The organism is Thiohalorhabdus sp. Cl-TMA, assembly GCF_041821045.1.
Taxonomy (GTDB): domain Bacteria; phylum Pseudomonadota; class Gammaproteobacteria; order Thiohalorhabdales; family Thiohalorhabdaceae; genus Thiohalorhabdus; species Thiohalorhabdus methylotropha.
Genome location: NZ_JBGUAW010000003.1, coordinates 19588 through 33147, shown reverse-complemented (window position 1 = coordinate 33147; position 13560 = coordinate 19588). Strand labels below are relative to the sequence as shown.

The window sequence follows — 13560 nt, the reverse complement described above, 5'->3', positions numbered from 1 at the left end:
TGAGCGCTCGGGCCTTCGGTATCCGTCCTACGAGCCCGACTCGCGAGGGCCAAGGCCGTGCCCGCCTTCCCTGGCCAAAGCCCTCCGCAAATAGGCGTTGTCAGGATTAGGGCTATCCTGGCGGTTTTCCCTGATGATTGAAATATCCGTCTCGCTAGGCCGGGGATGGCGCATGCATGGACAAAAGCTCCTGTTCGCGGTTCATGAGTGGGGGCTCTTGGCCACAAGAGCCCTTCCTTCCCCCGCATCCACGGACCCTTGATCACAAGCCATGCCGCTGTGGTCCCCTCCGCCGAATGGGTTCTGGGGCTCCTGTGTAACGAGCTTGGCCGCCGATGCGACCAACAACACACATTCACAGGCGGGGGATCCTGGCCAAGCCGGGCCGGAGGCCCCTCCCACACGGTCCCTTTCCGGGCTCCAGAGTCCGCTGGACCGCCGCACCCGCTTTTCCTGATCCGGCGCTAGATCACCGGGGGAGCCGCCGCCGTCCCGCTTGGCGGCTCCCCGCCCCTGGTTCAGAATGTGGCCTCTTTCCAACCGCCGGAACGGGGGACGGTAATGCGCGAATCCCTGGACCTCATGGTCATCGGCAGCGGCCCCGGAGGCTACCGGGCCGCCATCTACGCCGCCCTGCGCGGCCTTTCGGTGGGTATCGTGGAGGAGGCCGACTGGGGCGGCACCTGCCTGAACCGCGGCTGCATCCCCAAGAAGGACTGGCACTACACCGCCAAGACCATCGCCCGGTCCGCCAAGTTCGCCGATCGCGGCATCGCCGGGGGACCGCTCCGGGGCGATCTGGCCAAGGCCTGGACGCACCAGGAGCGGGTGGTGGCCCAGGTCCAGGAGAGCTACGTGGGCTTCATGGACCGCCTCAAGGTCCGGAAATTCCGCGGCCGCGCCCGCCTCGACGGCGACACCAACGTGGTCATCGACGGCCCGGACGCCGGCACCGTGGAGGCCGCGAACGTGATCCTCGCCACGGGCTCGCGGCCCGCCCCTCTCCCCGGCGTGGAGCCGATCTCGGGCAAGGTGCTAACCACCGACATGCTGTTTGACGAGGAGGCCCCGCCGGCCGGCGAGGTGATCGTCGCGGGATCGGGCATCATCGGCACGGAAATGGCCTTCATCCTTGCCCAGCTGGGCTGCTCGGTGACCTGGGTGGCCTCCGGCGCGCCGCTGCGCAAGACCAAGTTCACGCCGCAGGCACGCGGCGCCCTGGAGGACAAGCTCCGGGAATACGGCATCGAGTGGCGTACCGGCGGAAGGCTGGCCGGGACCCGCGTGGAGGGTGCGCGGGTGCTGGCCGAGCTGGACGACGGCGCCATCCTGGAGGCGGACTGGCTGCTGCTCGGCACCGGCCGGGAGCCGGTCACCACCGACCTCGGCCTGGGCGGGGCCGGTGTGGAGACCGACGGTAAAGGCTACATCCAGGTGGACGCCCACCGCCGCACCACTCGGGCGGGCATCTACGCCATCGGCGATTGCGCCAACCGCAACCAGACCGCCAACCACGCCATGGCCGACGCCGTGGTGGCGGTGAAGAACATCCTCGAGGCGGAGAGCGCCGAGGCGGATGACGACCTGGTGCCGGAAGTGGTCTACTCCGCTCTGGAAATGGCGCGCGTGGGCCTGGACGACGACGAAGCCGAGGACGCCGAGTACGAGCCGGCGGTGGGCTTCACCAGCTTCGAGACCAACCCCAAGGCACTCGGCCAGGACACCGACGAGGGCTTCACCCGCCTACTGGCGGACATGGACGAGGGTATCCTGCTCGGCGGCGAGATCATCGGCGACTCCGCGGGCGAGCTGATCCACATCCTCACCAGCCAGCCGGATCCCGAAACGGCCCTGAACCGGATCGCCCAGGGCAAATTCAACCACCCCGCCATGGCCGAGGAAGTGCTCAACAGCACCGAGACCCTGGCGGCCAACTGGGGCCTGGGGCCGGAGATCTTCGGGGAGTAGGCCCGAGCTCCTTGCCGGGCCGGCGTGCCGGCCCGGTTTCATCCTTCCAGTGGCCGCGGACGCCGCGCCCCCTCCCAGATTGGAAAATCCTCCTAGGCATTCACCCCGACCCACAAAGGGCGCCCGCGCGGCAGAAGGCCGCCAGGGTCTGTGGTCGAATCCTATGAAGCGTTCTCCCTGTGCATCCGTGCGCCGGGGAACGACACCGATCAGCAACAGGAGGTGGAAATGGAGATTCGGGAGATCATGACCACCGAGTATCAGTGGGTAACGCCCGCCACACCGATCCAGGAAGCCGCCCAGCTCATGCGGGACCAGAACATCGGCATGCTGCCGGTATTCGAGGGGCAGAAGCTCATCGGCACTGTTACCGACCGCGATATCACCACCCGGTGCGTGGCCAATGGCGTTGACCCGCAATCCACGCATGTGAACCACGCTATGACCCGGGATGTCGTTCACTGCTTCGAGGACGACGATCTGCAAGCGGCCGCCAAATTGATGGAGGAGCACCAGGTACGGCGACTGTTGATCTATAACCGTTCGGAGGAACCGGTAGGCATCGTCGCCCATGCCGACTTGGCGCGGAACCCCGAGGCCTCGGGCCTTGCCGGGGAGGTGCTGCAGGATGTCTCCGAGCCGGGCCCCTCCCACCGGCCCACGGGACACTGAACCGGTTACGCCCCGGACGGCGGCAAAAGGCCCGGCAAAAGCCGGGCCTGAATCTGTCCTGCGCCTTTCGCAACCGTCCCCGCGGGGAACAGAGCCGGAGATTTGGGCTCTAAGGGGAGCCCCTAGACGGGAAGCGATGGTATGGGTCCGGAACGGGCCTTTCCTTTTTCGGCCCGTGTACGTCACAGTATGCTGGACCCGGGGATCCGCCCCGGAGCGCCTCCAACCGCCCCTGGAGCCCATGAGCACCCGAGCCCGCATTGCCCCCTTTCTGATCGTCCTGGTCATCCTCTTAGCCGGCGGCACGGTCTGGTGGGTGGGCCAGATTCCCCGCTCCGGCTACTCCAGCCCGGACGCCGCCACCGACCAGAACCCCCGGCGCGTGGCCGTGGAGGCCGTACCGGTGACCACCGGCACCATCAGGGACGTGCGCTCCTTCACCGGCACCCTGGAGCCCGGGCAGGCCTTCACGCTGGCCCCCAAGACCGGCGGGCAGGTGGAGCGGATCCACGTGGACATCGGCGACCGGGTGCGCAAGGGGCAGGTGGTGGCGGAGCTGGCCGACGCCGAGTCCCGGCAGGCCGTGGCGGAGGCGGAGGCCATGCTGGGCGTGGCGCGCGCCGAGCTGAACCAGGCCCGGGCCGATGCCCGGCTGGCCGAGCGGGAGCTGGAGCGCACCCGCCGCCTGGCGGGACGGGACATGGCCTCGGCCTCGGCCCTGGACACCGCCGAGGCCGAGGCCCAGGCGCAGGAGGCGGCCGTGGAGGTGGCCCGGGCGCGGGTGAAGCAGCGAGAGGCGGCCCTCGCCCGGGCCCGGGTGCAGCTCGGCTACATGACCATCCGCGCCAACTGGCCCGACGGCGACGCCACCCGGGTGGTGGGGCAGCGCATGGTCAATCCCGGGGATTCCGTGGGCGCCAGCGAGCCGCTCCTTTCAGTTCTCCGCATCGCGCCGCTCACCGCGGTGATTCAGGTCCCCGAGCGCGATTACGCGCGGCTCACTGAGGGCCAGAACGCCACCCTTACCAGCCGCGCGCTTCCCGGCCGGACCTTCGACGCTGCCATCTCCCGCATCGCGCCGCGCTTCTCCCCGGACAGCCGCCGCGCCCGGGTGGAGGTGCGCGCCCCCAATCCCGACCGCGCGCTGAAGCCCGGCATGTTCGTCAACGTGCGGGTCATCGTGGGCGAGGCGGAGGACGCCACCCTGATCCCGGCCGAGGCCCTGGTGCGCCGCCGCGAGGAGCCGGGCGTCTACCGGATCCGCGCGCACTCCCCGGCCACCGTGGAGTTCGTCCCTGTCACCCCGGGCATCCGCAACGGCGACCGCATCCAGATCCGCGCGCCCCAGGACCTCTCCGGACGGGTGGTCACCCTCGGTCAGCAGATGCTCGAGGACGGCGCACCCGTCACCGTCGCGGAGCTGCCCGAGTCGTGAGCCTGCCCGCCTTCAGCGTCCGCCGGCCCGTTTTCACCGTCATGGTGACCCTGATCGCCGTGCTGCTCGGTGCGGTGTCCCTGACCCGGCTTTCCGTGGACCTCATGCCGGACGTGGAGTACCCCTTCCTTACGGTGGCCGTGAACTACCCCAACGCCAGCCCGGAGGCCATGGAGGAGCTGGTGGTGCGGCCCATCGAGCGGGCGGTGGCCACCGTGCCCGGCCTGAAGGAGATCACCTCCGGCGCCTCGGAAGGGGTGGCCAATATCCGCCTCCAGTTCGACTGGGGCACGGACCTCACCACCGCCACCAGCGACGTGCGCGACGCCCTGGAGGAGGAGTACGAGGACCCGCCGGAGGGCGCGGACCGGCCCAAGATCCGCAAGTTCGACACCGCCGACTTCCCCATCATGCTGGTGGGCGTGGCCAGCGGCATCGACCCCATCGCCCTGCGCCGCATCATCGACAACCGGCTGATGGTGGCCATCCAGCAGGTGCCCGGCGTGGCCCAGGTGGACCCCTGGGGGGGGCCCGAGCGGGAGGTCCAGGTGCGCCTGCATCCGGAGCGCATCCAGGCCCTCGGCCTGCCCCTGGAGGACGTGGTCGCGGCCATCGAGGCCGCCAACCTCAATCGCCCCGGCGGCAGCATCGAGCGCGGCCACACCGACTTTACGGTCCGCGTTCCGGGCCGCTACGGAAACCTGGACGCGCTGCGCCGCACGGTGATCGCCCACCGGGGCGGCGCCCCCATCGCACTGGAACAAGTGGCCGAGGTGCGCGACACCCAGCGCGAGCCCACCCGCCTCATCCGCATCAACGGCGAGCCCGGCGTGCGGCTGGCGGTGCGCAAGCAGTCCGGGGCCAACACCGTGGAGGTGGCGGAGCGTCTGCACCGCGAGATCGACCGGCTGCGCCGGCACCATCCCCAGCTGCGCTTCAGCGCCATCTTCGACCAGTCCGAGTACATCGAGCGCTCCATCACCAACGCTACCCGCTCCATGCTCCTGGGCGCACTGCTGGCGGTGGCGGTGCTGCTGTTCTTCCTGCGCAGCCTCCGCGCCACGGCGGTGGTGGCCACGGCCATTCCGGTGGCGGTGATCACCACCTTCGGCCTGGTCTACTTCGCCGGGTTCACCCTCAACCTCATGACCATCGGCGGCCTCGCCCTGGGCGTGGGGCTCATGGTGGACAGCGCCATCGTGGTCCTGGAGAACATCGTGCGCCGCCGCGACAGCGAGGGGCTCGCCCCACGCGAGGCGGCGGTGGCCGGGGCGAGCGAGGTGGCCGCGCCCGTGGTGGCGGGGACGCTCACCACCCTGGCCATCTTCCTGCCCATGTTCTTCGCCGAGGCGCTGGCCGGTCAGCTGTTCCGGCAGCTGGCGTGGGTGGTGGCCTTCGCCCTCCTGGCCGCCCTGGTCTCGGCGCTCACTCTCGTGCCCATGCTCGGCGGGCGCCTGCTCCAAACCGACGGCTCGCAGGCCGCCGGCCGGTTCCTGGCCGGACTGGAGCGGCATTATCAGGGCCTCCTGCGCGGCGCCCTGAACCGGCCCTGGACGGTGGCGGGCCTGGCTCTGGCCGCCGTTGCCGCCACCGCGGCCGTGATCCCGCAGCTCGGCAGCGAGTTCATGCCCGCCACCGACGAAGGCGAGGTGCGGGTGGACGTGGAAATGCCGCCGGGTACCCGGCTGGAGACCGTCAAGCGCGCCACCCTGGCGGCGCGGCGGGTGGTGGCGGAGCGGGTCCCGGAGGCGGAGGTCACCGTCACCAGCGTCGGCACCAGCGGCTACCGGCCCTCGGAATCGGCGGTGGGCGACGTGCGCATCAGCCTGCCGCCGCGCGGCGAGCGCGACCGCTCCAGCGCCGAGGTGGCCGCCGACCTGCGCGCCGCCATCGGCCCCATCCCCGGCGCCCAGGTGCGGGTGCAAACCCGCCGGCCCTTCTTCATGCGCATGCTCTCCAGCAGCGAACAGCCGCTGGCCGTGGAGGTGCGGGGCCACGACTTCGGCACCCTGGAGGCCCTGGCCCGTGAAGTACGGCGCCGCCTCCGCGATATCGACGGCCTCACCGGCGTCTACCTGTCCCGGGACAGCGGCCTTCCCCAGCAGCTGGTCCGGGTGGACCGCGAGCGGGCCGCGGACCGCGGCATCACCATCGCCGACATCACCGAGACGGTGGAGACCGCCGTGGCCGGGCGGGTGGCCTCCCGCTATCTCGACGAGGGCGACGAGGTGGACATCCGCGTGCAGTTCCAGGACAACCGGACCCTGTCGCGACAGGATCTGCTTGATCTGCGCGTGAACGGCGACGGCGGCCTGGTCCGCCTGGGAAGCGTCGCCGATCTCGCCGTGGGCAGCGGCCCCGTGGTCATTGACCGGAAGGGCCAGAGCCGGCTGATCACCGTCTACGCCAACCTCACCGACCGCAGCATGGGCGCGGTAGTGCGCGAGGTCCGCGCCGCCCTGGCGGATCTCCCGGTGCCGGACAATTACCAGGTGGTCATCGGCGGCGACTGGGAGAACCAGCAAGAGGCCTTCTCCAGCCTCTACCTCGGCCTCGGCCTGGCCCTGCTGCTGGTCTACATGGTCATGGCGAGCCTCTACGAGTCCCTGCGGGACCCGCTCATCGTCATGGGCGCGGTGCCCCTGGCCGGCATCGGCGTGGTGGCGGCGCTGCTGCTCACCGGCACCACGCTCAACAGCCAATCCCTGCTCGGCTGCGTGATCCTGGTGGGCATCGTGGTCAACAACGCCATCCTGCTGGTGGACCAGGCCAATCGGCTGCGCGAAGAGGGCGGGGAGGTTCGCGCCGCCCTCCTGGAGGCCGGGCGGCGGCGCCTGCGGCCCATCCTCATGACCACCGCCACCACCATCCTGGCCCTGGTGCCCCTGGCCCTGGGTTTCGGCGAAGGCGGCGAGACCCAGGCGCCCATGGCCCGGGCGGTGATCGGCGGGCTGTTCGTCTCCACCGCCATCACCCTGGTGCTCATCCCGGCGATTTACAGTCTGGTGCACCGTCGACGAAAAGGCTACGCCTCCTGAGCGGGCCTCCGCCCTCCCCGAGCCCGCCCTATCGGCTCCTTGGCATAGCGCATTGGCAGGCCTATAGTTGGTGCAGGGCTACCAAGGCCCGGAAAGGAGCCGCAAATGGGAGATCGCCCCACCCGCTCCCTAGCGGGCGAGACCCCGGGCTCGCACCCCGAGTCCTGCCACCGGGCCCTGGAGCGCATCCCCGTAGGAATCCTGCTCCTGGCCCCCCCGGACCGGATCCAATCCGTAAACCCGGCCCTGAGCACTTTTGTCCCGGAAGCCCTGGAGGCGCACACCCTCCGTGAATTATTAACGCCCTGGGCCCGCCAGCGCTTCGAAGAAGAAGCGCTGCCAGCTGCCTACGGGGAAGGACACTGGCATGGCGAGCTGGGGCTTCAAGGTCCCGAAGGGGCGCGCCCCGTTCAATTGGACTTGATCGCGGCCTGCAATCCGTCCGGTGCCGAGGGCACCTCCTGGATTGGCCTGGTCCATGCCGGCGGGATGTCCCCGAGCCGGACCGACCATCCTCCCAGGCGCATTCCCGTGCCCCTGCAGGGGGAAACCCGGCTCCTTCATCCGGACGAAATCCTCATGCTCGCGGCGGACCGCCATTACACGCACATCCACAGCGCCACCGAGCACCTCCTCGCCAGCCGGCCCCTAGCCTCCTTGCAAGCCGACTTGAGCAGCCGATCTTTCCTCCGGGTTCATCGAAGCTTCCTGGTGAACATCTCCAAGATCCGGTCCCTGTGGCGGGACAAGGGACTCTGCTATCTGCGCCTGAACGATCTGCCGGACTTCAACATCCCCGTAAGCCGCCGGAGGTTGCCGCAGGTGGAAGAACTGCTCGGTTTGCGTTCCGCCTTCACTCCAGCCTGACACCGTCCGGGGGCCCCATGCGGCCATTCATGGCCGGTGACGCCCCACCCGCTCATCGCCCGCCGCCATTGGGGGAAGCCATATTCACTCCTCGCCCCCGACGTTTTATCCTTACTCGCTTTCTGGTCTCTCCGGGGCCGGAAGCCGACCCTTTCGCCCCGGTACGGGCCTTCGCTGGATAAAGCGTCATTCACCGCAAGGACCTTGATCCCCTGATGGCGGGCTGCCGCCCCTCCGGCACCCGCTCGGAACGGTTATTCATTCCCCGAGGACCCCCATGCTCCGGCATGAAGATTTCGCTTGTACCTCGCTGCGCCGCGCCTTCGGCCTCCTCCGGGCCTGCCACCGCGCCTCCATCACCAGCCTCACCGAAAAGGAGCTGGTCCAGGCCGTCTGCGAATGCATGGTATCCGAGGGCGGTTACCGCATGGCCTGGCTCGGACTCATCCGCGAGCACCCCACGGATGCCCTGTCTCCTGTCGCCTGGGCGGGCACCGGGGAGGGGCTTCCCGCCGGTGGCGGCCCGGAGGGGGAGGATCTCCGCGGCCCCGTGGGACGGGCCATCCGGGAACGCCAACCGGTGCTCGTCCCCGAGGATGGGCACTGCCCCTCCGGCGATCCCGCCAGCCTGACGCTTCCCCTCAAGGAGGACGGCACGGTGGTCGGGACCCTGACCCTCCACGCGAGGGAGAACGATGCCTTCTCCCCCGCGGAGACGGAGCTGCTCCAGGAGGTGGCGGAGGAGATAACCTTCGGCATCGGCCACCTGCGGCTCATGGAGCGGCAGCACCGCCTCGCCGCGGTCATCGAGGCGGCCCCGGACATGATCGGCTTTGCCGACCCGGAGAATCCCCACCGGACCACCTACCTGAATCCCGCGGGGCAGGAGCTTCTCGGTCCTTACGCCGGCCAGGGATTGGAAGGCATTTTCCCGAGCCATCCCCAATGGGCGGCCCGGCGCCTGCGCGAGGAGGCCCTACCCACGGCCATGCGGGAAGGACTCTGGCGGGGGGAAACGGCCGTGCTCGGTCCGGAGGGGGAAGAGATCCCCGTGGACCAGGTCGTCATCGCCCACCGGGATCCCCACGGGGAAGTGAGCCAGCTTTCCACCCTGGCCAGGGACATCCGGGACCGCAAACGGGCGGAGGAGGCCCTGCAGCGGGAGGCCACGCGGGCCGAGTCCATGAACCGCGCCCTGCTGGACGCCCTGCCCGGACTCTTCTACCTGTTCGATGAAAATGGGTGGCTCCACCAATGGAACCGGGAGCTGGAGCGGGTCACCGGTATGGCCGGGCAAATCCTGGCCCATTACCGAGCCACCGATTTCTTCCCGGAAGTGGACCACGCCTGCATCGAAGCCACCTTTCAGCAGGCCCTTGAAGGACATGAGACCTGCGCGGAGGCCGATCTGCTCACCGCGGAGGGTCCCGTGCCCCACCAATTCCAGGCCCAGTGCATCGTTCTGGACGACCGCCCCTTCGTCCTGGGCATCGCCTTGGATATCCGGGACCGGAAAGCCGCGGAAGAGCGCCACCGGCTCATGGCCCGGGTCTTCGAGGCCGCCCACGACGCCTTCCTCATCACCGACTCCCATGGGCGAATCATCGAGGCCAATCCCGCTTTTACGGAGCAGACCGGGTACAGGCGGGAAGAAGCCTTGGGCGCCGAACCGGGCGAGCTTCTGGATAGCCTTGAGCACGCTCCCGGCTACTTCCGGGCGGTTTTTGCGGAGGTGGCCGAGCACGGCTTCTGGGAGGGCACCGTCCGGAACCGGCGCAAAGACGGCACCACGGTGATGCATCACGAGACCATCGCGGAAGTGCGGGACGAGCACGGGCATTGCACCCATTACGTGGCCACCATGGCCGACGTCACCCCGATCAAGGAGGCCGAACGGCGTGCCCGCCGCGAGCAGGAATTCACCGACGCGGTGATCGACAGCCTTCCGGGGGTGTTCTTCTTCCTGGACCGCCAGGGCTACAACCACCTCTGCAACCGGCACGGAGCCGCGCTCACCGGCGGCCGGGGCGCCAGCGAAGACCATCGCCCCGTTCCGGCCCTGTCCTTCTTCGACCAGGGGATCCGACCTACCGTCCAGGAGCACATCCGGCGCGGCTTTGAGCAGGGGGAGGCCCTGGAGCTGGAAGCGACCCTGGTATCCAGGGCGGGGAAGCGCGTCCCGACCTTGTTCAACGCCATTCCCGTTCAACTTGAGGGCGAGGTCTATCTCTGCGGCCTGGGCATCGACATCAGTCAGCGCGCAGCCATGGAAGCCGAGCTGCGAACCCTGGCCCGCACTGATCCCCTGACCGGCGCCTGCAACCGCAACGCCTTCGAGGAAAACCTGCGCAACCGACTGGCCGAGTCTGAACGGTACGGTTCACCCTTCGCCCTGGCCCTGCTCGATCTGGACTACTTCAAGCAGATCAACGATCGCCACGGGCACCAGGTGGGTGACAGCATTCTCAAGGCCCTCGTGGAAACCCTACGGGCGCAGAGCCGGGATGTGGATACCATCTGCCGCTGGGGAGGCGAGGAATTCGTCGTCCTCATGCCTCAAACCCTGCTGGCCAACGCCGTGCGCTGGGCCGAACGCCTCCAGGCGATGCTCTCCGACAACCCCCGGCCCGGCCTGCCCCCCATTGCCATCAGCATCGGACTCACCGAATATCATCCCGGTGACGGTCCGGATTCGCTCCTCTATCGGGTGGATACGGCCCTGTACGACGCCAAGGAGGCGGGGCGGGCCTGCATCCGCACCCACTGAGCCCGGTCACCGGCCGGCAACGGCTCCGATCCGGCCGTCCCGGGTTGCAATTCAGGCACCTGGAATATAAAAGGGTTCGGCTGGCTGCCGCCGGCCACGTAACCAATCCAGGGGCACCCGAGCCCCGAAACGAGGAGCTGCTTGGTGGAGCTATTGGGACTGCCCGCCTGGCTATGGTGGCTCGCCGCCGCCGTCGCCCTGTCCCTGGTGGACCTGTTCCTGCTCGGGACCCAGTTCATCCTGGTGGCCACCGGGCTGGCGGCCCTGCTGGCAGCCCTGGCCGCCGCCCTGGGCTCCAGCCTTACCGGCCAGGTATGGACCTTCGTCCTGGCCACCCTGGTGCTCGTCCCGCTGATGGTGGCCCTGTTCCGCCGGCAGATGCGCAATCGCGGCGTGGGTCCCCGCGAGGCGGGCTGGGAGCGCGGCGCCCGGGTCACGGTGGTCGCCCAGGGCGACCGGCTGGTGGCCAAGCTCAAGAGTGACCACTTTCCGGTGGCCCTGGCCGACGGGAGCGCGCCCCGGGAGGGCGAAACCCTCGTGGTGGACCGCATGGACGGCATCACCCTGATCGCCCACCGCCCGGACGACAGCTAACCGGCCGCTGGCCGACTCCAAAAGGGGAAGCACATGCTCGACCTCAGCATCGGCCTGATCGCCGCCCTCATCATCGGCATCGGCATTATCGCCTTCATCGCCCAGGGCCTGTTCATCGTCCAGCAGAGCGAGGCGGTAGTGGTGGAGCGCCTGGGCACTTACAGCCGCACCCTGGGCCCGGGCATCAACTTCCTGATCCCGGTCCTGGAGCGGGCGCGTCCCATCAAGATCCGCCGCTACGAGAGTGCCGGCATCGGCTCCAAGGAGCTCCAGGAGCGGGTGGTGGAGGAGACCAAGATCGATACCCGCGAGACAGTGCTGAACTTTCCCGCTCAGCCGGTGGTAACCAACGACAACGTCTCCATCCAGATCGACGGCGCCCTCTACTTCCAGATCCAGTCGCCCAAGGAGGCGGTCTACGAGGTGGAGAACCTGATCCAGGCCGTGGAGGTGCTGGCCAAGACCACACTGCGCGCGGTGGTGGGTGCGCGGGAGCTGGACACCCTGTTCTCCTCCCGGGACGAGATCAACAACGAGCTGCAGTCGGTGATGGACGACGCCGGCAACAAGTGGGGCGTGAAGGTGAACCGGGTGGAGATCCAGGACATCACCCTCCCGGAGGAGGTGGAGGACGCCATGCGCCAGGTGATGACCGCCGAGCGCAAGCGCCGCGCCACGGTCACCGAAGCCAACGGTTACAAGGAAGCGCAGATCAAGGAGGCGGAGGGCGACAAGGAAGCGGCCATCCAGCGCGCCGAAGGCGAGAAGGGGGCCATCGAGAAGGTGCTCTCCGCCGGCCAGGAGATGCAGAAGGACATCGACCCGCAGATGGTGATCAGCTACCTCATCGCCCAGCGCTACATGGAGAAGCTGCCGGAGATCGCCAAGGACGGCGAGCGGGTGCTGGTGCCTTATGAGGCCACCGGGCTGCTGGGGAGTCTGGAATCCATTCAGGGGCTGTTCCCGGGAGCCGGAATCCCGGGAAGCAATGGCGGAAAAACCGCCGGATGAAAGGCTTCCGAAGCCCCCCGACCAGGGAGTACCCAAGCGAATGTGTGCCCCTCGGCACTATGGTAAAAAGCAAAAGCCCCGGAGCCCCGGGGCTTTTTGGATTGCGATTTGAGCTAAGGCCCGCCGAATGCGGGTATCGGGCCACCGGGAAACCACTTCCGGGACAAGATCGAGTCCATCGGCAATATTCCCGTCAATAGGCTTTCCAGCCCGAACCCCCGACCCCCGCCGTTCTCCGGCGCTCTTCGTCGAACAACTGAACACGCTTGGTCCGCAGTCACAATCCCGTCCCGCGCGCGCGGTGGTTCCTCCGTCGGCTCCGCTTACACATTTAAACGATATTTACAGTAGGCCCCCCGTTTCCGCGTCTATTCTCCTGTTTTTCAATGAATCCCCGAATTGGCACGACAAATGCTGAATAACAGTAAATCCCTTTCCTCCCAGAGGAGCAGATCATGGAAAGCGGTAACCGGTTCGGCGGCTTGGCCCTCGTGCTCTCCGCGCTTCTGCTGGCCCCGGCCACCGCATCGGCCATCAGCGTCAGTCTCGGCACCGGCAACCAGGGCATCGATGACTTCTCCTATTCGCAGTCGGACCATACGATAATGATCCAGGAAAGCTGGGGATCGGCGGAAACCGGTACCCTGGCCTTCGACAAGCTGGAAGCGGGCGAGAACTACACCGTCTACAAAGAGATCACCAACAATTCCGGCTCCGACTGGAACCTGTTCGCCAATGAGCTCCTGGATCCCGCCGACGGCAGCTTCGACGCGGGAGACCAGGCTGAGGAGGACTTCGTGCCGGCGGGCTACAGCCATTCCAACGAGACCGACGGCCTGAGCTTCGCGCAGGGCAGCGGCATTCCCCGCACCTCCGATGCCTTTGCCAACGTCACGGCGGACGAGATCGGCACCCGGGATTTCCTGGACTACGGCGACGGGATATTGGCTAGCGGCGAGACCGCCACGGTGCAGTTCGGCCTCCGCGACAACAACGCCCCGGCCAACGAGCCTTTCCTGATCGCACAGCGTCCCAACATGGAATCCATGGCGATCCCCGGCCCGGCCACCGCCGCGCTGTTCGGCCTCGGCCTGGTGGGGCTCGCTGGTTTCCGGCGCCGCGACGCCGCCTGAAACGCCGCCGCTGGGGCCCGGCTTTGTACCGGGCTCCAGCGTCCCCCGGCCTTTTCCTACCCCCAAGGTGGGGGA

Annotated in this window: 9 protein-coding genes; all 9 read left to right on the top strand. The window is 68.3% G+C overall.

Going from position 1 to position 13560, the window contains the following annotated elements:
• Positions 1-561: 561 nt before the first annotated feature.
• The 9 genes from ACERLL_RS04585 to ACERLL_RS04545 all read left to right on the top strand — a co-directional run bounded on the left by ACERLL_RS04585 (position 562) and on the right by ACERLL_RS04545 (position 13485).
• Entirely contained in the window at positions 562-1968 is a 1407-nt protein-coding gene (locus ACERLL_RS04585; RefSeq protein ID WP_373654885.1) for a dihydrolipoyl dehydrogenase family protein, read from the top strand.
• Positions 1969-2118: 150 nt separating this feature from the next.
• On the top strand, positions 2119-2640 hold the full coding sequence (locus tag ACERLL_RS04580; protein ID WP_373654884.1) for a CBS domain-containing protein: 522 nt from the start codon (positions 2119-2121) through the stop codon (positions 2638-2640).
• Positions 2641-2881: 241 nt separating this feature from the next.
• Positions 2882-4075: an efflux RND transporter periplasmic adaptor subunit gene (locus ACERLL_RS04575; RefSeq protein ID WP_373654883.1), complete on the top strand. Its 1194-nt coding sequence runs from the start codon at positions 2882-2884 to the stop codon at positions 4073-4075.
• Positions 4072-7113 (top strand): efflux RND transporter permease subunit, encoded by a 3042-nt coding sequence (locus ACERLL_RS04570; protein ID WP_373654882.1) that lies wholly within the window; start codon positions 4072-4074, stop codon positions 7111-7113. The genes ACERLL_RS04575 and ACERLL_RS04570 overlap by 4 nt, the downstream gene beginning before the upstream one ends.
• A 105-nt stretch (positions 7114-7218) precedes the next feature.
• Positions 7219-7980, top strand: coding sequence for a LytTR family transcriptional regulator DNA-binding domain-containing protein (locus tag ACERLL_RS04565; protein ID WP_373654881.1), 762 nt, complete (start codon positions 7219-7221; stop codon positions 7978-7980).
• 277 nt (positions 7981-8257) lie between these two features.
• The gene (locus tag ACERLL_RS04560) at positions 8258-10747 is read left to right on the top strand and encodes a sensor domain-containing diguanylate cyclase (RefSeq protein WP_373654880.1); all 2490 of its coding nucleotides are present in this window, start codon (positions 8258-8260) and stop codon (positions 10745-10747) included.
• 144 nt (positions 10748-10891) lie between these two features.
• Positions 10892-11341, top strand: a complete 450-nt coding sequence (locus ACERLL_RS04555) for a hypothetical protein (protein ID WP_373654879.1) — start codon at positions 10892-10894, stop codon at positions 11339-11341.
• 33 nt (positions 11342-11374) lie between these two features.
• Complete coding sequence (locus ACERLL_RS04550) at positions 11375-12352, top strand: SPFH domain-containing protein (protein WP_373654878.1); 978 nt, start codon at positions 11375-11377, stop codon at positions 12350-12352.
• A gap of 455 nt (positions 12353-12807) precedes the next feature.
• Complete coding sequence (locus ACERLL_RS04545) at positions 12808-13485, top strand: PEP-CTERM sorting domain-containing protein (protein ID WP_373654877.1); 678 nt, start codon at positions 12808-12810, stop codon at positions 13483-13485.
• Positions 13486-13560 lie beyond the last annotated feature (75 nt).

Excerpts from the sequence above, each read along its gene's own strand:
- ACERLL_RS04575 (WP_373654883.1), top strand. The coding sequence starts at position 2,882 with ATGAGCACCCGAGCCCGCATTGCCCCCTTTCTGATCGTCCTGGTCATC.
- ACERLL_RS04560 (WP_373654880.1), top strand. The coding sequence starts at position 8,258 with ATGCTCCGGCATGAAGATTTCGCTTGTACCTCGCTGCGCCGCGCCTTC.
- ACERLL_RS04585 (WP_373654885.1), top strand. The coding sequence starts at position 562 with ATGCGCGAATCCCTGGACCTCATGGTCATCGGCAGCGGCCCCGGAGGC.
- ACERLL_RS04550 (WP_373654878.1), top strand. The coding sequence starts at position 11,375 with ATGCTCGACCTCAGCATCGGCCTGATCGCCGCCCTCATCATCGGCATC.
- ACERLL_RS04545 (WP_373654877.1), top strand. The coding sequence starts at position 12,808 with ATGGAAAGCGGTAACCGGTTCGGCGGCTTGGCCCTCGTGCTCTCCGCG.
- ACERLL_RS04565 (WP_373654881.1), top strand. The coding sequence starts at position 7,219 with ATGGGAGATCGCCCCACCCGCTCCCTAGCGGGCGAGACCCCGGGCTCG.